Source organism: Rhodococcus sp. YL-1, assembly GCF_001942025.1.
GTDB lineage: Bacteria > Actinomycetota > Actinomycetes > Mycobacteriales > Mycobacteriaceae > Rhodococcus_F > Rhodococcus_F qingshengii.
Genome location: NZ_CP017299.1, coordinates 4,956,552 through 4,976,229, shown reverse-complemented (window position 1 = coordinate 4,976,229; position 19,678 = coordinate 4,956,552). Strand labels below are relative to the sequence as shown.

General features: G+C 62.4%; 16 protein-coding genes and 2 riboswitches. Of the genes, 4 read left to right on the top strand and 12 right to left on the bottom strand.

From position 1 onward, the window contains the following. The first annotated feature begins 36 nt into the window (after positions 1–36). Complete coding sequence (locus tag BH682_RS22995; RefSeq protein WP_058037788.1) at positions 37–2,460, top strand: ATP-dependent Clp protease ATP-binding subunit; 2,424 nt, start codon at positions 37–39, stop codon at positions 2,458–2,460. A 50-nt stretch (positions 2,461–2,510) separates the two neighbouring features. On the opposite strand, the gene BH682_RS22990 is transcribed toward BH682_RS22995, so the two are convergent. The 5 genes from BH682_RS22990 to BH682_RS22970 all read right to left on the bottom strand — a co-directional run bounded on the left by BH682_RS22990 (position 2,511) and on the right by BH682_RS22970 (position 8,492). Continuing rightward, on the bottom strand, positions 2,511–4,403 hold the full coding sequence (locus BH682_RS22990) for an FAD/NAD(P)-binding protein (protein WP_223304426.1): 1,893 nt from the start codon (positions 4,401–4,403) through the stop codon (positions 2,511–2,513). A 4-nt stretch (positions 4,404–4,407) separates the two neighbouring features. Continuing rightward, positions 4,408–4,501: riboswitch (SAM riboswitch) on the bottom strand. Positions 4,502–4,579: 78 nt separating this feature from the next. Next, positions 4,580–5,770: a fumarylacetoacetase gene (gene fahA, locus BH682_RS22985; protein WP_054188907.1), complete on the bottom strand. Its 1,191-nt coding sequence runs from the start codon at positions 5,768–5,770 to the stop codon at positions 4,580–4,582. After that, positions 5,767–6,636 carry a hypothetical protein gene (locus BH682_RS22980; protein WP_063315876.1) on the bottom strand — a complete coding sequence of 290 codons (870 nt, stop codon included), beginning with the start codon at positions 6,634–6,636 and terminating at the stop codon, positions 5,767–5,769. Before BH682_RS22980 ends, fahA begins: the two co-directional genes overlap by 4 nt. After that, positions 6,633–7,832, bottom strand: a complete 1,200-nt coding sequence (locus tag BH682_RS22975; protein ID WP_030535304.1) for a homogentisate 1,2-dioxygenase — start codon at positions 7,830–7,832, stop codon at positions 6,633–6,635. The genes BH682_RS22980 and BH682_RS22975 overlap by 4 nt, the downstream gene beginning before the upstream one ends. A 108-nt stretch (positions 7,833–7,940) precedes the next feature. Continuing rightward, positions 7,941–8,492 carry a MarR family winged helix-turn-helix transcriptional regulator gene (locus BH682_RS22970; protein ID WP_003939926.1) on the bottom strand — a complete coding sequence of 184 codons (552 nt, stop codon included), beginning with the start codon at positions 8,490–8,492 and terminating at the stop codon, positions 7,941–7,943. Positions 8,493–8,596: 104 nt separating this feature from the next. Between BH682_RS22970 and BH682_RS22965 the strand changes: the two genes are divergently transcribed. Further along, a complete protein-coding gene (locus BH682_RS22965; protein ID WP_003939912.1) occupies positions 8,597–9,211 on the top strand; it encodes a TetR/AcrR family transcriptional regulator in 615 nt (204 codons plus the stop codon). Between the two features lie 173 nt (positions 9,212–9,384). Then, positions 9,385–10,983, top strand: coding sequence for an ABC transporter substrate-binding protein (locus BH682_RS22960; RefSeq protein ID WP_075834211.1), 1,599 nt, complete (start codon positions 9,385–9,387; stop codon positions 10,981–10,983). Positions 10,984–11,041: 58 nt separating this feature from the next. Here BH682_RS22960 and metE read toward each other — a convergent pair whose 3' ends face one another. The 7 genes from metE to BH682_RS22925 all read right to left on the bottom strand — a co-directional run bounded on the left by metE (position 11,042) and on the right by BH682_RS22925 (position 18,923). After that, positions 11,042–13,306 (bottom strand): 5-methyltetrahydropteroyltriglutamate--homocysteine S-methyltransferase, encoded by a 2,265-nt coding sequence (metE, locus tag BH682_RS22955; protein WP_075835448.1) that lies wholly within the window; start codon positions 13,304–13,306, stop codon positions 11,042–11,044. Between the two features lie 159 nt (positions 13,307–13,465). Then, positions 13,466–13,690: riboswitch (cobalamin riboswitch) on the bottom strand. A gap of 81 nt (positions 13,691–13,771) precedes the next feature. Further along, entirely contained in the window at positions 13,772–14,209 is a 438-nt protein-coding gene (locus BH682_RS22950) for a helix-turn-helix domain-containing protein (RefSeq protein WP_030535308.1), read from the bottom strand. Between the two features lie 219 nt (positions 14,210–14,428). Then, positions 14,429–15,058: a response regulator transcription factor gene (locus BH682_RS22945; RefSeq protein WP_003940330.1), complete on the bottom strand. Its 630-nt coding sequence runs from the start codon at positions 15,056–15,058 to the stop codon at positions 14,429–14,431. Beyond that, positions 15,055–16,179, bottom strand: coding sequence for a sensor histidine kinase (locus tag BH682_RS22940; RefSeq protein WP_075834209.1), 1,125 nt, complete (start codon positions 16,177–16,179; stop codon positions 15,055–15,057). The genes BH682_RS22945 and BH682_RS22940 overlap by 4 nt, the downstream gene beginning before the upstream one ends. Then, positions 16,180–16,974, bottom strand: a complete 795-nt coding sequence (locus tag BH682_RS22935) for an ABC transporter permease (RefSeq protein ID WP_019745005.1) — start codon at positions 16,972–16,974, stop codon at positions 16,180–16,182. Continuing rightward, positions 16,974–17,930 (bottom strand): ABC transporter ATP-binding protein, encoded by a 957-nt coding sequence (locus BH682_RS22930; protein WP_075834207.1) that lies wholly within the window; start codon positions 17,928–17,930, stop codon positions 16,974–16,976. Before BH682_RS22930 ends, BH682_RS22935 begins: the two co-directional genes overlap by 1 nt. A gap of 45 nt (positions 17,931–17,975) precedes the next feature. Further along, the gene (locus BH682_RS22925) at positions 17,976–18,923 is read right to left on the bottom strand and encodes an EamA family transporter (protein WP_064687615.1); all 948 of its coding nucleotides are present in this window, start codon (positions 18,921–18,923) and stop codon (positions 17,976–17,978) included. Positions 18,924–18,991: 68 nt separating this feature from the next. Between BH682_RS22925 and BH682_RS22920 the strand changes: the two genes are divergently transcribed. Beyond that, complete coding sequence (locus BH682_RS22920) at positions 18,992–19,537, top strand: CGNR zinc finger domain-containing protein (RefSeq protein WP_003939872.1); 546 nt, start codon at positions 18,992–18,994, stop codon at positions 19,535–19,537. Positions 19,538–19,678: the final 141 nt, after the last annotated feature.

Genomic DNA, 19,678 nt, shown 5'->3' with positions numbered 1-19,678 from the left:
TCAGTAACGCTCAACTTTCTGCAAGGAGGCTTCGGAATGCCAGCATTCTTCGGGCCCGAGGGTCCCGGTCGCATCGATATTTCCCGGCTCATGAGCAGGGCCACCCAGCAACTCATGGCTGACGCTGCACGTGTAGCGGCTGCTCGCGGTGATTCGGATCTCGATGCACTGCACGTTCTCCGCGTCATGGCGGAGCAGGATCCGGTCCGCACGCTCATGCAGCGCGCCGGAGCCGACCCGAAATCCGTGGTCGACGCCGTCGACCTGCGGCTGCCACAAGGCCGTGAGCAGGGGGGCTACTCTGCTCCTGCGCTCAGCAGTGCCGTGAAAACCGCTCTACTCGAGGCTCATCAACTGGCCCGAGCCCTGGGATCGACGTACATCGACCCCGAACATCTCTTCATCGCCCTGGCCGGTGACCCCGATCATGTTCCGGGTCGTCTGCTCGCTTCGGCCGGCATCACGCCGGAGAAGCTGCAGGCAGCGGTTCAGAATCCCGCAGCCGGTCCAGTCGAAGACGAGTCCACCACACCGACGCTCGACAAGTACGGCATCGATCTCACCGATCGCGCCCGCAACGGCGGCGTCGATCCGGTGATCGGCCGCGCCGACGAGATCGAACAGACCATCGAGATCCTCTCCCGCCGCACCAAGAACAACCCGGTCCTGGTGGGTGAGGCCGGCGTCGGCAAGACTGCCATCGTCGAAGGACTGGCCCAGCGCATCGTCGACGGGGATGTCCCGGAATCGTTGGTGGGCAAGAAGATCGTCCAGCTCGAACTCTCGAGCATGGTCTCGGGTACCCGTTACCGCGGTGACTTCGAGGAACGGCTGACCAAGGTGATCGACGAGATCACCGCACACAAGGACGAGCTGATCGTCTTCATCGACGAGATGCACACCATCGCTGGTGCCGGAGGCGGCGCAGACGGTGCGATGGACGCCGGAAACATCCTCAAGCCCAAGCTCGCTCGCGGTGAACTGCACATCGTCGGCGCCACCACGCTCGACGAATACCGTAAGAACATCGAGAAGGATCCCGCGCTCGAGCGGCGCTTCCAGCCCGTACAGGTCGGAGAGCCGTCGATCGAGGACGCGATCGCCATCTTGAGCGGCCTGCGCAGTCGGTACGAGGATCACCACAAGGTCCATTACACCGACGAGGCGATCACCGCTGCGGTAGAGCTGTCGGCACGTTACATCGGCGACAGGTTCTTGCCGGACAAGGCAATCGACCTGATCGACCAGGCCGGCGCCAGGCTTCGCTTGAAGACGGCCACGGTAGACACCGCTGCGCTGCAGCAGCGTCTCGAGCAGCTCGAGAGCGACAAGGAAAAAGCCGTCGCCGACGAGTTGTACGAGAAGGCGTCGACCCTGCGTGACGAGATCAACGGCGTCGCAAAGCGTCTCGAGAAGGCAGGATCCTCGGTTCCTTCCGAGGAAACGCCGGACGTGACCGCTGAACAAATCGCCGAAGTTGTCGCTCGCGCAACGGGTATTCCGGCAAGCCAGATGACTCAGGCAGAGAAAGATCGCCTGCGCCGTCTGGAAGAGGAACTGCACGGTCGTGTCATCGGGCAAGATGACGCCGTTCGCGCAATCGCGCGTGCCGTGCGTCGTAGCCGGACCGGTATGAGCGATCCGGATCGTCCCGTCGGTAGCTTCCTGTTCCTCGGACCCACTGGCGTCGGCAAGACGGAGCTCGCAAAAGCTCTGGCTGCCACACTCTTCGGAGACGAGAACAAGATGCTGCGCTTCGACATGAGTGAGTTCGGTGAGAGGCACACGGTCAGCCGATTGGTCGGTGCTCCTCCCGGATACGTCGGCTACGGCGAGGCCGGACAGCTCACGGAACAGGTGCGTCGTAACCCGTACTCGGTGATCCTGCTCGACGAGATCGAGAAGGCACACCCGGACGTGTTCAACACCTTGCTCCAGGTGCTCGACGACGGGCGTCTGACCGACGGTCAGGGTCGGACGGTGGACTTCAAGAACACCGTCGTGATCATGACCAGCAACCTCGGCTCGGACATCATCTCGAGCAAGTCCGGTGGACTCGGCTTCACCACAGGCGATGCAGAGTCGGCGGAGAAGCCACTGCGCGACCGCGTGATGGCCAGGTTGCGCGAATCGATGCGGCCGGAGTTCCTCAACCGTATCGACGAGATCGTGATCTTCCGCAAGCTCGACACCGAGCAACTGCACCGGATTACTGATCTGCTGCTCGACGACAGCCGGAAGCGGCTGCAGTCCAAGGGCATCGAGATCGAGTTCACTGCCGACGCAGTGGACTGGATTGCCGAGCACGGGCATCAACCCGAGTTCGGGGCTCGCCCGTTGCGTCGTTCGATTCAGCGTGTGGTCGACGACAAGATCGCCGACATGCTGCTCGACGATCTCCTCGAAGAGGGCGGCAGTATCACCGTCGCGGTTGACGAGGGTGAGTTGGTGTTCAGCTAGGGGCACAGCCCCCTGTGAGCGGTTAGGGAGTCCCAGGACTCCCTAACCGCTCACAGGCGCGTAGCACCCAAAATCTCCGCCGCCAGGGCATCGTTATGCCGGAAGAACCCTGCATTGGTACGGGGACGAGGGAAAGCCGCCGACCAGTTATGGCCTGCAACCCACGGCCCTGCGGCGAAGCGGCGGGGATGAGCAGTGTTGTTCTGGTCGAGAATTCGTGAAGTACCGTCGACGGCGAGCTTCGCCGAACTGTCCACGGTCGCACGAAGTTCGACTGCCTCGCCCCGACGGTGAAGCGTCCGCAGGAGCAAGTCACCGCTCGCGCTGATGGAAGCAACCGGCAAGCGTGCTTCGACGAGGGTGTTCGCGGCCACGATGTCGGTGTGCGACGCACTGCGCGCGACAAAGATCCCAGCCCCCGTTGCCGGGTCGATCTCGGTGGAGAACACCGAATCCGGCCCGAGGAACTGGACGATGCCCGCCTCGTTGAGGGCGACCAACTGTTCCAAACGCTCGGGCGGCGGACCACTGGCGATGAAGCTGAAGAACGAATGAAGCCAACCCTCGACGTCCTTGGCGACGGATTCGGCCGGGATTCTGCCGCGCCGCAACAATTCTCCGACGGTCATGTACGTCGACAGCAGCGCTGAGAAGACAGCCGCGTCGGCGCTGAAATACGGGTCCGACCTCCGCGCGACATCTGCCGAGATGTATTCGGTGATCCGGGACTGGACCTCGGCAAGCCCGTCGTAGCGCTCACCGCCGAGTGGGCGGTTCAGCCGCTCGAGATCGATACGGTCTTCCGGCTTCGGGACTGCGTTCTCGACCAGTTCCTGCAATCGAGGCGATCCCCAAGCCAGCGAGGCGAATTCGGCGTCGAACTCCTCCCAGGTGCCCACTGTCCGATCCGGATGAGATGCGAACAGCTCGTAATAGTGGGCGCCTGCCAGTTCTTTCGACGCCAAGGGCCAGATGTCGTTTCGGAAATCCAACGGTCCGTCGCCGGGAACGAGATCAGCGGTGAAGAACCGCGGTAGCGGTGGCCGCGCGTCAGCGATCGAGTACGAAATCTTGGAATGATACGGCACTCCGCGACGAGATCCGGCATACAACAGGGGTTCCCGACCCGAGGGAGCGTAAGTGAGGACGCCGTCTTCACCGCGTTCGAAGATGCCGCCACGGCTCTCGGCGAGGAGAACCATCCAGTCGATGAAAGCCAGCCCGAGTCCGGCGATCAGAACCGGTTCGCCTTCGGGAATGACATCGGCGTCGAGATCGGCAGTGTAGCCCGGACCCACATACGTCAACCCGTGATCGGACGCGAAGCTGGTCAGCGCGGTTTCGCGTGGGGCAGGCAACGCATCGGGGTGCCCCTGTGCGAGAAGGACGGTCGTCGCGTCGATGACAGCTCCGTCGTCCAGATGAACTGTCTGTGTCTCGCCGACGTTCACGATGTCGACCACGGATCGTCGATGAACTCGAACGTCGACGTGCGCTGGCGCGGAGTCGACTGCAGTCTCGAACACCCAGTTCAGGTATCGGCTCTGCAGTGACCTCGATGCAAACGACGACGGGGTGAGCGTCGGAACTTCTGCTGCGATTTCTGGGAATTCGGCAAGCTCAGCCGAGCGCTCGGCGACCCATTCCGCGAGGGTCGGACCCGGCAGCACCGGGCCGATCACGGCGGTGGTCTCGTCGGTGAACATCGTGACGTCCGCGGTTGTCGAATTCATCCACAGAAGCGGCGCCTGGCTGCCTCGCCAAATACGGCCGGCGCCTGCCGGATACGGGTCGACAACGTGAATGTCGATCGGTGTGGGATCGGCGTTCACCGATTCGTGAGCGAGGATCCGCTCGAGTACGCCGGTCCCGCGGGGTCCACCACCCACGATCACGATGACAGCTGCTGTCCCCACTGAGGTACGGGGTCGATCGCCTGGCACGAGTCCTCCATCGGACCTGGCAGAAAGCACCCGCACCTCAGCAGAGGGGGTTGCTGCGACGTCACGGAGCCAGGACTCTCGATCGCTCTGGATGGTTAGTCCAGCTTATCTTCGGAGAATCGTGAGGCAAGGAATTCCGGACATCAGATCAGCGTGAATCAAACAGTTGTCAATCACTATCTTTCGGTTTGCGTTGCAGGCAGGATCCGAGCGTGAACATCCCCGAAGCCGATTCGTGATCCGCCGACGCCGGGAGCGGTGGCTGAGATGGCGATGGTGTCGCCGTCTTCGAGAAAGGTACGGGTCTCGGAGCCCACAGCTACGGGTTCCTTGCCGCCCCACGTCAACTCGATGAAGGCGCCGCGCTGATCTTTGTCCGGTCCGGAAATGGTTCCGGACGCGAAGAGATCGCCGGTGCTCGCTGCTGCGCCGTTGATGGTGGTGTGCGCGAGCATCTGCGCAGGCGACCAGTACATCTGGGCGTAGGGCGGCCGGGAGACGACGTGACCGTTCCACTCGACGGCCAGGTCGATGTCCAGCCCCCACTTCTCTTCACCACGCAGATAGGAAAGCGGTTCGGGATCCTGCACCGGAGTGTCGATTCGGGCTGCTTCGAGAGCGAGCAAGGGTACGACCCACGGTGAGATGGAGGTCGCGAAACTCTTCCCCAGGTTCGGACCGAGGGGCACGTACTCCCACGCCTGGATGTCTCGGGCAGACCAGTCGTTCACGACGACGGCGCCGAAGACGTGCTCGGCAAATTCGTCCGGGGTGATGGAATCGCCCATCTTCGAGGGAGTTCCGACGATGAATCCCATCTCGGCTTCGATGTCGAGGCGCCGGGACGGTCCGAAGTCCGGGCTTTCCTGATCGGGTGCCTTCCGCTGTCCGCAGGGACGAACGATGTCGGTGCCGGAGACGACGACGGTGCTCGAGCGCCCGTGGTATCCGACGGGAAGATGCTTCCAGTTCGGCATCAAGGGGGCTGCGTCCGGGCGGAACAACCGCCCGAGGTTGGTTGCGTGATTCTCCGAGGCGTAGAAGTCGACGTAATCGGCCACTGCGATCGGCAAATGCATTGTCACCGAATCAACGGAAAACACTGCATTCGAGTCTATTTCGCTAGTCACGAGCTCCGTGATCCGGTTTCGCACCGATACCCACTGATCTCGTCCCTGAGCCATGAACGCGTTCAAAGTCGGTTCGGAGAAGACGGAATCACCCAGTGTCGCTGCGAGATCGACCACCGATTCGGCGACGCGCACACCGACACGCGGTAACCCTCCCGCGGGGGAGAAGACCCCGTACGGCAGATTGTCGAGACCGAACAGTGAGTCGGCGGGAATGTCGATGGTCGTGACAGTCATACGAGAGTTCCTTCGGTTTTGTCGGAGCGGACGATCAACCCGAGGCCTTCCAGCTCGGTCAGAGGGTCCGAGATGCTGCAGGTACCGAACGAGAGGAATCGGCGACGCACCTCGCCGGCCTCGTCCTCGGTGAGGTCGGCCAGGGCTTGCGCGATCGATTTTCCATCGCGCTGAGACAGTGCAGCAACAATTTCCGAACGATCGGCGCCCCGCCTCGCCGCGTCGACGGCCACCATGATGTTGAGGAAGCCGTGTTGCTCGAAGCCTGTTTCCGGATCGGTGTTGCGCACGCCGTGGTGCAGTCCCGCAGTCGCCTTGAACGGGATATTGGCTCGGACAACGGATATCACCGCATCGGCGAGCTCTTCCTCGTTCGGGTACGCCTCGGCGACAATCCCGCCGGTGCGAAACTTTGCGGAATGCCCGGCAGTTTCGAGAGCTGCCAGATAGCCCGCGCGCCGATCACCTCGAGGCACCTCGACAAAAATGTCGACGTCGGGATGAGCGGCATGGACACGAGCGATTTCCTCGAAGGCCGCATCGGCGTCCAACCCGTCTGGAATTCCCACCTCGACGGCGGCGACGTGAACACCAGGGATGGCGAGCGCGTTCGAGAGTGCGGCCGCCGTATCGGATGGGCCGGCCGGCACGGTCAGGCTCAGCGTCACCGGGCTGTCCGCTGAAACGTACGCAGCCAGTTCGCCCAGTCGAGGTGCGGGAAAAACGAAAGGCCCGACCAGTGCGTCGTAATCCGCCTGCAGGTAGGCGGCGTGGGCCGGAATTGCTTCGGCGAGAGGAGCATTGCCGGGTGGGAAAAGTGCTGCGTCGTCGCACAGGCCGCGCAGGAGTGGGGAGATGATCGTCATTGCCGAGGCCCCCGCCCTGCCCAACTCCAGGCGTACGCTTCGTCCTCGCAGGCAAGGGCTCCCTCACCCAATTCGAGGGGCCGGAACGTATCGACCATCACGGCGAGCTCGTCGAAGAACTCGGCGCCGATGCTCCGCTCGTAGGCGCCGGGTTGTGGTCCGTGGGCGTGGCCGCCGGGATGAATCGATATCGAACCCTGACCGATGCCGGAACCCTTGCGCGCCTCGTAGTCACCGCCGCAGTAGAACATGATCTCGTCCGAGTCGACGTTCGAGTGGTAGTACGGCACCGGGATCGACAGGGGGTGGTAGTCGACCTTGCGCGGAACGAAGTTGCAGATCACGAAGTTGTTTCCCTCGAACGCCTGGTGGGCCGGCGGCGGTTGGTGAACACGGCCCGTGATCGGCTCGTAGTCGGAGATGTTGAAGGTGTACGGGTACAGGCAGCCGTCCCAGCCGACGACATCGAAAGGGTGCGTGGGATAAACCATTCGGGTGCCGACGATGCCCGCCGACGTTCGGTGCTTGACCAGTACCTCGACGTCGGTTCCTTCGGCGATCATGGGCGCGATCGGTCCGTGCAGGTCTCGTTCACAGAACGGTGCGTTCTCGAGCAGCTGGCCGAAGCGGGAAAGATAGCGCTTGGGCGGGACGATGTGACTGTTCGCCTCGATGGCGTAGGCACGAAGTGGCTTGTCACCCTTGGGGATCCATCGATGCGTTGTGGACATCGGGATCAGGACGTAGTCACCTTCACTGGCCTCGAGTGCACCGAAGACGGTCTCGACGGTCGCCTCGCCAGATTCGATGTAGACCATCTCGTCGCCGATTGCGTTGCGATACAGGGGAGATGGCGCTGCCGCAACGACGTAGGACAATCGCACGTCGGCATTTCCGAGGATGAGACGACGGCCGGTTACCACGTCGGTCTCGTTCCAGGTGCTTTCGGGAAACAGCGTGTGGAGTTTCAGATGGCGCGGTTTGAGGGGATGGTTGGGGGTTGTGCTCTGATCGCGCAGTTCCCAGACCGTTGCGTCGACGATGGCCGACGGGATCTCGCGGTGGTACAGCAACGAAGAATCCGAGGAGAAACCTTCCTCTCCCATCAGCTCTTCGTAGTAGAGGTTGCCGGACTCGTCACGGTGTTGGGTGTGACGCTTCGGTGGGATGTTGCCGAGTTGTCGATAGAACGCCATGACGGGGCTCCTTCTGTGCTGTTCTGCCTGGCTCACCTCCACCAGATAGTAAACACATTAACTAAAATGATGTGATGAGCGCAACCCTCCAAGGGGTTCGGGTCTATGTCAGTTACGTCCGCGTACGTCGAACTGGCTGCGGTTGGTGATCAGTTTGTCCAGGAGCATGACAAGAATTCGCTGTTCGGCCTCGCTCAGGACGCTTACCCAGGCGTGTTCGCGTTCGTTCTGCTCGCGAAAGGCTTCGACCATGGCTTCTCGGCCCTTGTCGGTCAGGTACAGCTGGACGGAACGGCCGTCGTTCTCGGTGGGCCGACGATCGATCAATCCGTCTGCCAGCAGCGACTTGGACAGATTGGAGACCGCTGCCCTACTCATGCCGGTGAGCTCGGCGGCAGCCTTCGGCTCGATCGGACCGGCCAGCCAGGTGACGAACAACAGCCTGAAGGAGGACCATGACCAGCCGCGAGGGCGGTGGATCGACGACTCGAGATCGTAGGTGACCACGTTGGAAGCCCGATTGAGTGTCAGTAGTACCTCGGTGGCCAGCTGGTCGCGAAAGCCGTGTTCGGTGGCCAGTCGCTTGTTGGCCAGTTCGATGAACGACCAGAAGTTCAGCACGCCGACGGTTGGCTGGTCATCGGTTGTCCGGTCAGTCATGGACTAACCCTAGCGCGATCTGCAGTTGATTAATCCGTGTATTAGATATCGGGGTTACGATGAAACTTCGCAACCCGGCACTGCGGTCAGGATTCTGAACTATCGTGACGCGCGTGACTGCGCGCAGCGACGAGTTTCCCTTGGACGTCGACCTCATGTCGGTGGGGCAACTCGAGCGGAGAGGACGACTGACCACGGCGGTGGTCGAGATGCTGGCCGAGATGCCGTCGGATCGAATCCAGATGAAAGACGTCTCGGAGCGTTCAGGCGTCGCACTCGGAACGCTGTATCGCTACTTTCCGACCAAACAGCAACTTCTGGCTGCGGCGATGACGGCGTGGAGCGGTCTCGAATCGGTCCGTCGTCCTGAGAAGTTGCGGGCAGACGGTGGCGAGAACAACGCGTACGAGCGGGTTCTGGCACTTCATCGCCGCGAGATGAAGGCATTCGAGCGTAGGCCCTACTTCGCTCGGTTGGAGATCGAACTCCATTCGTCCTCGGATCAGTTCGTGATCGAGTCGTTGGATCTGCGCGCAGCGGCACATCGGAGAATGCTGTTCGAGTTGATGGACGGCGTCCCGGCCGAGACGGCGAGGGTTGCGGCCGTGGCAATAGGCGGCACGATGTTGACGGCCCTTGCGCTGTGGACCAGTGGCCGGATCGGATTCGCAGAGGCCCAGCGGAACGTCGAAGACGTCATCGGACTGGTAATTCGCTGAACGGTTGCAACCTAGAATTCAGTTCTTGTTTCTGCTGTCATGAACGCGAATTATCGCTTCGGCTTCGTGAAAACGAAGACGCAGGACGAGACCTTACCTAGAATTCACTTACAAATATGTCGGGTGTCCGATCCAGGGATCGACGTATCCGTGAACTGTGAAAGTGAGTCGCAATGAAGCGCTCGTACCGAGTCCGCGCTCGAATCTGGATGGTTGTCCTGGCGTCGGCGACGCTGGTGGTGACGGGGTGCGCCGGTAGCAGCCAAGGTACGACCACGGATGCATCGGACGTGACGGTCGGAGTTGTCGGTGACCAGAACAACGGGGGAGAGCCGCGATCGGGTGGCACCGTGTCGTTTGCCACCTACAACGGGATCAGCAGTCTCGATCCGGCTGACCGTCAGGACGGCGGCGCTACCGGTGGTAGCGAAATGGCAGCCATCTACGACCTTCTCATGCGCTTCGATACGGCGGCGGGCGAATACGTCCCCCACTTGGCGCAGTCCTTGTCGGCCAACGGCGACAACACGGTGTGGACACTGAAATTGCGCGACGGCGTCACCTTCAGCGACGGCACTCCGATGGACAGTGCGGCAGTCCTGTGGAGCATCGATCACTATCTGCAGAAGAAGGGAACTCACGCGCTGGTATGGAAGACCGCTGTGCGCGAGACGAATTCACCGGATCCGAGTACGGTCGTCTTTGCATTGGCGCAGCCGTGGGACGAGTTCCCGATCATGTTCACCACCGGTCCCGGCATGATCGTCGCGCCCTCGTCGATGGCTACCGGCACGTTCACCCCGATCGGGGCAGGCCCGTTCACCGTCGAGAAGTTCGCCTCCCAGGACGAATTGGTGCTCGCTGCCCGTCCGACGTACTGGGACGGGGCGCCGTACCTCGAGAAGTTGCGCTTTCCCGCAATCGTCAACGAGAAGAGCAAACTGGAAGGATTGCACACCGACGGAATCCAGGTTGCCTATCTGAAGTCTCCCGACTTCATTCACGAGGCTTTCGAAGCCGGTGATCCCGGATTTGTGTACTCGGCCAGCATGGCCGGAGTTCTGGCAATCAATCAGCGCGACGATCGGGCAGCGAAGGACGAGCGCGTGCGTAAGGCGATTGTCGCTGCGGTGGACCCGAATACGTTCAACGAGCGAGTTCAGGGCGGCTTCGGCGAACCCGGCACCGACATGTTCGCGTCGTGGTCGCAGTGGCACGGATCGGTGGCCGGGAACGGCTTCGACCCCGAGGCGGCCAAGAAGTATCTCGCCGAGGCGAAGGCGGACGGTTACGACGGAAAACTGACGTACGTCGGGATGAACGATCCGGCGACGCAGCGCAGCGCACTGACGTTTCAGTCGCTCTTGCAGGCAGTGGGTTTCACGGTCGACATCACCTACGCAACCAGCATCAACGATCTGATTTCCATGCTGTACGCAAAGCATGACTACGACGTGTCCTACTTCGCGTTCAACGTGCTGGAAGAGTCACCGTTCGTGCGTATGTACGGCAACCTGTTCAGCGAATCGCCGTCGAACATCCTCGGTTACAAGAACGCTCGGATGGACGAGTTGCTCGGCAAGCTGCAAACAGCGTCGGGCGAGGATGAGCGGCGAGCCGTCATCGACGATATTCAGACCGTGGTCAACGAGACGGCGCCGATGGCCGTGGTCAACTCCGGCAAGGTCTTCATTCCGTGGCGCGAGAACGTGCACGGAGTGACCCCGAGTGCGGACGGGATTCTGCTCTTCGGCAATACGTGGTTGAGCTGACCCCCGTGCGCCTTTTTGGTAGTGCCCACTACCAAAAAGGCGCACCGGGGCTTTGCCCCTATAGCTCCGCTCGTACCAACTTCGCGGCTTCGACGAGGTTACGCAGTGACGCCTCGACCTCGACGGAACCGCGGGTCTTCAAACCGCAGTCCGGGTTGACCCACAACCGCTCGACAGGAACAGCTTTGAGTGCCTCACGCAGGGATTCGGCAATCTCGTCGACGCTCGGCACCCGCGGCGAGTGGATGTCGTAGACACCCGGGCCGACGCCGAGGTCGAACCCGACCGAACTGAGATCGTCGAGGACCTCCATGTGTGAGCGCGCCGCCTCGATGGACGTGACGTCCGCGTCGAGGCCGGCGATGGCGCCGATCACCGCTCCGAACTCGGAGTAGCACAGGTGCGTGTGGATCGCGGTGGAATCCGCGACGCCCGAGGTAGCCAACCGGAAGGCGCCGACCGACCAGTCCAGGTAGGCACGCTGATCCTCGGCACGCAGTGGGAGTAGTTCTCGTAGAGCCGGTTCGTCAACCTGGATGATTCCGATTCCGGCGGCCTGCAGGTCGACGGTCTCGTCTCGAATGGCCAGTGCGACTTGATTTGCCGAGTCGGCGAGGGGTTGGTCGTCGCGGACGAACGACCAGGCCAGAATGGTGACGGGTCCGGTGAGCATGCCCTTGACCGGCTTGTCGGTCAGGGACTGCGCGTACGTGATCCAGTCGACGGTCATCTGTTTCGGGCGGGAGACGTCGCCGTACAGAATCGGCGGACGCACGCAGCGGGTGCCGTACGACTGGACCCAACCGTTGGCGGTGGCGAAGAATCCGTCCAACTGCTCCGCGAAGTACTGGACCATGTCGTTGCGTTCCGGCTCACCGTGAACAAGAACGTCCAGGTCCAGCTCTTCCTGGAGCGCAACAACTTCGGCAATTTCGGCGCGCATACGGTTGACGTACTCGGCTTCGTCGATCTCGCCCTTGCGCAGTGCTGCGCGAGCGATGCGGATCTTCGAGGTTTGCGGGTACGAACCGATTGTCGTCGTGGGCAGCGGCGGCAGAGAAAGCAGTTCGTCCTGGGCAGCGCGACGTTCGGCGGCGGGCGCGCGACCGGTCGCCGAGTTCAGCACCGCGTCCAGACGGCCTCGAACACTCGCATCATTGAGTCTGCGATCGTCCTTGCGGGTCGACGCGGCCGCTCGTGCCAGAGCGAACTCGTCTTCCACCGACTCCCGGCCCTGTGTGAGAGCGGTTGCGAGAGTTACTACTTCCTTGACCTTCTCGGTACCGAACGCGAGCCACGAGCGCAGGGCCTTGTCGACATCGGCCTCTGCGTCGAGAGTGTACGGAACATGCAGCAGGGAGCACGATGTGGAGACGGCAAGAGTATCCACGCTGCCCAACAGAGCACCCAACGTGCTCAGTGCCGAATCCAGATCCGACCGCCAGATGTTTCGTCCGTCGACCACACCGGCGACGACCAGTTTGCGGGCGAGTTCGGGGACGGAGCCGATCGAATCCTGACCGGCCACCAGGTCGACGGCAAATCCTTCGACGTCGGTGGACGCAAGCGCGGGCAGCGCCTCACGCAGCGAACCGAAGTACGACGCCAACAGGATCGACGGCCGCTCGGACAGCGCTGAAAGCTGTTCGTACGCAGCGCGTGCCGCTTCGATTTCCTCGTCGGTGCGATCGCCCACGAGGGCCGGTTCGTCGAGCTGAACCCAGCTCGCACCGGCCTTCGCGAGCCGGCCGAGTAGATCCGCGTAGAGGGGGAGTAGTTCTTCGAGTCGCGAGAGCAGCGGCTCGTCAGTGCCGACAGCCTTCGAGAGCAGCAGGAAGGTGACCGGTCCGATGACGACCGGGCGGGCTGCAATGCCGTCGGAAAGTGCTTCTGCCAGTTCGGACAAGACCTTGGACGGGTCGAGTGCGAACGTGGTGGACGGCGAGATCTCCGGCACCAGGTAGTGGTAGTTGGTGTCGAACCACTTCGTCATTTCGAGCGGCGCGATGGTGTCCGTCCCACGGGCAGCGGCAAAGTAGCGGTCCAACGGATCGGCGACCGACGCGACGCGGTCGGGCAGCGCGCCGAGAAGAACTGCGGTGTCGAGCATCTGGTCGTAGAAGGAGAAGGTATTGACCGGGACGGAGTCGAGGCCCAGGTCACGGAGGTCGGCCAAGCCCTGCCGACGGAGGTCACGGGCGACAGCCTGCAGGGCGTCGGCGTCGATGCGCCCTGCCCAGTAGCTTTCGGTTGCCCGCTTGAGTTCTCGATGAGGACCGATGCGCGGTGAGCCCAGCACGGTCGAAGTGAATGTTGTTGTCACGGAGTTTCTCCAGATTGCCAATGCACTGATGGCCACTGCCGGCAGACGGGTATACCTCACGAGACCCCGAGTTTCAGCGGGCAGCACTGCCCGCACCGCACGCGAGGTCCGATGGAGATCTACACGCCCATTCCACGAGGCGGTGGACCGTCGGGCACGGCGTGCCCGACACAGTCGGCAGGTCTTCGGACTCGCGGGCACTCGATCGAGTTGGATCGAACCTACTGGCCGTCGCTTCCCAGGCGGATGCCCAGTGCACATGAACGGCGGTCGTTCCTGCTTACCGCTGCGGGACAGTCCCGGATTTTCACCGGGTTCCCTCTCACCCCGACAGCTTGCGCTGACGGAGCTTCGACGCCGGGACCGGTCTTCGGGGCTCCTCATGACCGTGCCGGGCGAACCAGCTGCATCGACCAGCATAAGGCCAACCCTCCCTGAGCAGTCAAGGAGAGTCGGCGAAGGGCGCTATGCGCGTGACATGTAGGAATTCGAGTCCGGTGGTACACGCGGAAGATTTTCGGAGGAACGTAGATTCTCCGCCATTTCGACAAGCAGATCCTGTGAAGACGGTGAGAGGTCGACGACACGGGAGGTGAGGTTCCGCAGGCGCACGTTGTGCAGCTGTTCGAGGAGGGAGAGGTCTGCCTCGCCACCTGAGATCGCGGGCGGAGTGTGATCGGACGGGGCGTAGAAGTAGTCCGGATGGACGTTGAAGAAGTGGGCGAGGGCGGCAACCACTTCGGGTGACGGATTGGTTCGGACGCCGGTGCGCAGTTGCGACAGGTACGGCGTGGAGATACGGCAGCCGAACTCGGTCATGCCGCGAACGACCATCGCGTTGGTGACGTGAAAGTCGGCAGTCTCGAACAGCGAGTTCAAGCGATCGTTGAACTGGTTCGACATGAGACGTCCCTTCCCCCGCTACGCACAGGCTCCGTCGATTCAATTAACTGCATCATAGCCAGGTATCGAACGATTAGCTGTTTCGGATTCTCGCGAAGCGGTCGTTTGCAGGGAAAATCCCTAGGGTAGAAGGTCCCTACTTTGAGTGATCTGGACAAATCGCCATCACGAATCGAACGGCGAACTATTTGCCGGGGAAGGCTATTCCAGACGCGCGGATCAGAGCCAGCCGTTCGACTCGGCGATTCTGACGGCTTCCGCGCGCGTCGACGCACCCGTCTTACCCATCGCGGATGACAGATGATTTCGAACTGTCCCGGCAGACAGGAAGAGCGCCCCTGCGATGGCTGCCACGGGTGCGCCGTCGTGAGCGGCGCGCAGTACTTGGGTCTCACGCTCCGTCAGGGGCGACTCGCCGCTGACGAGGCTGTCGGCCGCAAGGGTGGGATCGACGACGCGCAGTCCGGCGTGGACACGCCTGACCGCGTCGGCAAGCTGCCTGGCGGGGGTGTCCTTGACGACGAACCCGCCGGCCCCGGCGTGCAGGGCTTTACGAAGAAATCCGGGACGGCCGAACGTGGTGACGATCAGAACCCGGGTGTCGGGTGCTGCCTCGCGAAGGGCCGCCGTCGCGGCGATTCCGTCCATGCCGGGCATCTCGACGTCCAGAAGCGCGACGTCCGGGCGGTGTTCGAGAACGGCGGACACCACCTCGTCGCCGCGACCGACCTCGGCTACCACGGACAGGTCGGATTCCAGATCGAGCAGCGCGGCCAAAGCTCCTCGCACGAGCGCCTGATCGTCCGCCAAGAGCAGCCGTATGGTTGCTCGATCGCCCTGGCTGTTCACTCTGTCTCCTGTTCGACTACCTGAAGTGCAAACCCCTGCGGCAGGGGATGAGTGATGATCACTCGTGCGCCCGACGCTCCGGCGCGCTCGCGCAATCCGATCAGACCGTTTCCGGAAGACGTCGACTCGGCCCCTCGTCCGTCGTCGACGACCGACGCACTATTTTCGTCGACCGTGATCCGGCAGTGGGTCGCACCGCTGTGTCGAACGACGTTGGTGACGCCCTCACGGATCGTCCATGCAAAGAGTTCCCGAAGACGCGTGGGAACCATGTCGGTACTGCTCGGCACCTCGTCTTCGATACCAGCCGCACGCAATGCCTCTCGCGCTCGGGCTATCTCGACGGGAAGAGAAATCCCACGAAATCCTTCGACGGCCGAGCGCACGTCCGCCAGCGCGTCTCGAGAGAGCCTTTCGAGGTCGTCGAGTTCGCTGCGTGCACGTTCGATATCGACATCGAGTAGGCGATTGGCCAGTTCGGCTTTGATCGTGATGACGGTCAGCGAGTGCCCGAGGATGTCGTGCAGATCCCGCGCCATCCTCGTTCGCTCCTCCATGATTGCCCGCTGCTCCTGCTCTTCGCGTTCGTGGAGTATGGCGAAGTTGCGGCTGATCAGCGACATGATTCCCCAGGTCGCGAACGCGGCCGCGCAGACTCCGAGTGAGAGTCCGGAGTAGTTCCCCCATCCGGACGAGAGGCTGACTATCTCCACGGAGGCCGCGAACACCAAGGCGAGAATGCCGCCGGCGACGGTCGGCAACAGCGTCACCGCTGTCACCGCGAGGTACGGTGCTGCTGCCAAACCCGTCGGACCGACGCTCACGATCATCACAGCGGCCAACGCGGTCAAGGCGGACAGAGCCAGTGCAGCTTCGCGAATCGTCGGCCGAGTCATCGTCATTCGACGCCGCTGCTGCGTTGTGGCGAAGGTGTAGAGGTAGAGGGCACTGAAGGCGATCGTCGCGAGAATCCCTGTCCAGCCGCGCAGTTCGTCGCGTAGATTCCATCCCTCGATCAGCGGCCCGCCGAGAAATACCATCCAGACCGCCGCGAAGAGAACGCCGAAACGATTCCGCCGCGGGAGCGCGACGGAATCTTCTCGGTCAGTCGTTTGCGACAACTACACACGCTCCGTATCTCGTTGGAACCGCCAGATCGCTCCGCCGGCGAAGATGGCGAACCACACCAGGATATTGACGATCCAGGTCCAGTGAATGCTATTGCCCGTCAACGGTGCGTGGGCGAGGGCGTTGATGCCGAACATCGGGGTGAACTGTGCGATGGTCGCCCATACGGAACCGTCGGTGAGTGGTACGAAGAGTCCGCCGCCGAATGCGAGCAGAGCCAGTCCTGGTCCGAGCAACTGCATGACGTTCTCACTGGGGAGTAGGTACCCCATGAACAGGCCGAAGGCCGCGAAGATCGACGATCCCAGCCAGGCGATCAATGCCGTTGTGAACCAGAGTGATCCGTCCATCTGCGCCGAGGTGAACGCGCCGACGACGTAGACCACGAGAATCGAGACGAGACCGAGCAGCATCGCCATGATCAGTTTGACGGCGATGTAGGCGACCGGGGTCAGGGGAGTCAGCCGAAGTTGTCGGCTCCACCCGGACGCTCGTTCGATCGAGACCATCGCGCCGCCGCTGGTGGTGGCCAGCATCGCGCCGTACAGGGCCATGCTGATCATGATGTACGCGGCAACATTGCCGTGCCCGATCCCGTGGTCGTCGTCGCCTTGACCGAGACCGAAGACGAGGAAGAAGACAACCGGCATGACGAGCGTGAAGATCATCGTGCGCCGGTTGCGAGTCAGACGACGAAATTCCAGTCGCAGTAGCGTCGTGTTGAATCCGCCGAGAGGTACGACGGTTCGCTCGGCTCCGTAGGTGTTCGCTTCGGTTGCAGTGGTCATCACTTCTGTCCTTCGGAGTTGTTCGACGTGAGTGCGATGAATGCGTCTTCGAGGCCACGCGAGACGATTTCGAGATCGCGAGCCTGCGTATTGGTCAACAGGAACCGTGCAACGGCATCGGTGTCACCCGAGTGCACGAGCAGCGACTCACCGCGCACCTCGACGGCGTCGGAGTTCGGTATGGCTCGCAGGAGTTCGTCGGTGATGCCTGGAACAGTCGCGCGCAGGGTGCGTCCGGACGCCATCGCCTTGACCTCGGCGGTGGTCCCGTCTGCGACCACGGTGCCTTGCCTGACCAGGATGATGCGGTCGGCGTAGACATCGGCCTCTTCGAGGTAGTGCGTCGCAAAAAGCACAGTGCGACCGTGATCTGCGTCGGCGCGGATGGCGGACCAAAAGTCCCGACGCCCTTCGACGTCCATGCCGGTGGTGGGCTCGTCGAGAATGAGCAATTGCGGGTTCGACAGCAACGCCATCGCAAATCGCAACCGCTGTTGTTGTCCGCCTGAGCATTTGCTGACCAGGCGATCGGAGATGTCGAGGATTCCGGCTCTCCCCAGCACTTCGTCGACCGGACGGGATTGGGAGTACAGGCTGGCGGTCAGCTGCACAGTCTCGGCCACCGTCAGCTCTTTCAGTAGTCCGCCGGTCTGCATGACTGCCGAGACGAGTCCGCGGGCAATCGCCGAGCGAGGTGACATTCCGAAGACGCTCACCTCGCCTGACGTCGGCCGGGACAGGCCGAGGATCATGTCGATGGTTGTCGTCTTGCCTGCGCCGTTCGGGCCGAGGAACGCGACGATCTCGCCGGGGCGGATGCTCAGGTCGATACCTTTGACGGCGTAGACGGTTCCGAAACTCTTGCGAAGTCCGGTCAACCGGACGGCGTCGTGTGCCGATCCTTCAGTGCGTGTATGCAGTGCCTGTGGTGAATGCCGTGCCTGTGTTGAGGTCATACATAGAATCTGCTCGCTTCGAGGTCGTGATCCCTCGTCTGTCCGTCATTCTTCTGCCATGACATTTGTCATCGGGTCGGCCGGTATCTGTTTCGGTGCAACCTGACCGAGGCGCTCGAGGACCAACCCCGCGATGATTGCTGCGCCACCTACAGCTTGGAGTGCGGTGACGGATTCCCCGACCAGGATCCACGCGGCGACGACCGCGCACAGCACTTCGGTCAGCGCTACCAGAGACCCGATTGTCGGCCCCAGCAGCGTGATCGCGGCGATGCCGGTGAGATAGGCAATGACAGTGCTGACCAGGACCAGGACCACCACCGGCAGCCACACGTTCACCGAATGGTCTGCCACGACTGCGTTCGAGGCCGAGAACTGGAGGGGGAGGACGCCTACGAGTCCGAGCGCGCCGATGACCACTGCACTGACCGTGAGCCCCGATGCCGCGAGCACAACTGGATGGAGATCACCGTCCGCACGTTCGGAAATGACGAAATAGACTGCAAGGCATGCCGCGGCGGCCAGTCCCCAGGCGACTCCGACGGCACTGATCTCCGCCGATCCGAAGACGTCGATCACCACGGCGGCGCCGATCAAGGCCACCGCCGCACCGAGAAGCGTCTGCACGCTCGGACGCGCGCCCTTGGTTATCCACACCCACCCGATGACGATGATCGGTGCAAGGTACTCGAGAAGCAATGCGACGCCGACCGAAAGATGTTGCACGGCATTGAAGAAGCACAGTTGAACGCCCGAGATCGCGAAGACCCCGTACAGCAGTACCGTTCGCGTGTGGGTGCTCACCTGTCGTAGGCGAGGCCATTGGGTGGCTAAGGCGATCACCATCATCACCAGTGCGCCGCCGGCAACGCGCGCGAACACTGCGCCGCCGGGGGACCACCCTGATTCGATGAGAGATTTCGCGAACGGGCCCGATACGCCGAACGTTGCCGCGGACAGCAGAGCGAAGATCAAGCCGTTGCGAGAGTTCACGTCGTCACCCGTCAGGAGTAAAAGCGATTACGATGCTGACATTAGGTTGATACGGCTCAGGAGTCAAAGTGCATTTTGCTGGTGACACGGAATCGGCGCTCGTCTTCGCCGCGTCGTTGGTCAACACGGCCCGCGGCGGGGCCGAACTGCTTCCGGATCAAGAGGAGCTGACACGGTTTCTCGACGCGGATCGCTGGACCGGCAGGCGGGACGGCACACCGGAGGAATTGACGGCGGTTCGTGCGCTGCGTCCACGACTGCGAAAGTTCTGGGAAGCCGCGGGAGTGGACGACGCCGTCGAGGTGGTGAACACACTGCTACTCGAATCGGGCGCGAGGCCGCGGCTCACCAGGCACGACGACCTCGGCTGGCACCTGCACGTCACCGCTGACGATTCGCCACTGGTGGACCGGATGGCCGCAGAAGCGGCGATGGGTGTGCTCGATCTGATCCGAACCGACGAATTCTCGAGGTTGCGATGGTGCGAGGCCCCGGACTGCGAAGCGGTCTTCGTGGATTTGTCGCGCAATCGTTCGAAGCGATACTGCGACACCGGGAACTGTGGGAACAGGGCGCACGTCGCCGCCTATCGTGCCCGTAAATCCGGGGCGTGACCAAGCGGCGTTCGGAGGGATAGAACCAGGCTGAGTGAATACCTTGTCGGGAGCCAGGATCGGTCTAGCGTTGTGAATTCGGAACAGATTTCGCGAAGCCAGGAGGATGGTCGGCGGCCGATCGTAGGCGTCCACTCAAGA

What these genes read in the sequence shown, in the direction of transcription:
- BH682_RS22995 (WP_058037788.1), top strand. Translation starts at nt 37, where the DNA reads ATGCCAGCATTCTTCGGGCCCGAGGGTCCCGGTCGCATCGATATTTCC.
- fahA (WP_054188907.1), bottom strand. Translation starts at nt 5,770, where the DNA reads ATGACTGTCACGACCATCGACATTCCCGCCGACTCACTGTTCGGTCTC.
- BH682_RS22980 (WP_063315876.1), bottom strand. Translation starts at nt 6,636, where the DNA reads ATGACGATCATCTCCCCACTCCTGCGCGGCCTGTGCGACGACGCAGCA.
- BH682_RS22975 (WP_030535304.1), bottom strand. Translation starts at nt 7,832, where the DNA reads ATGGCGTTCTATCGACAACTCGGCAACATCCCACCGAAGCGTCACACC.
- BH682_RS22970 (WP_003939926.1), bottom strand. Translation starts at nt 8,492, where the DNA reads ATGACTGACCGGACAACCGATGACCAGCCAACCGTCGGCGTGCTGAAC.
- BH682_RS22960 (WP_075834211.1), top strand. Translation starts at nt 9,385, where the DNA reads ATGAAGCGCTCGTACCGAGTCCGCGCTCGAATCTGGATGGTTGTCCTG.
- BH682_RS22950 (WP_030535308.1), bottom strand. Translation starts at nt 14,209, where the DNA reads ATGTCGAACCAGTTCAACGATCGCTTGAACTCGCTGTTCGAGACTGCC.
- BH682_RS22935 (WP_019745005.1), bottom strand. Translation starts at nt 16,974, where the DNA reads ATGACCACTGCAACCGAAGCGAACACCTACGGAGCCGAGCGAACCGTC.
- BH682_RS22930 (WP_075834207.1), bottom strand. Translation starts at nt 17,930, where the DNA reads ATGACCTCAACACAGGCACGGCATTCACCACAGGCACTGCATACACGC.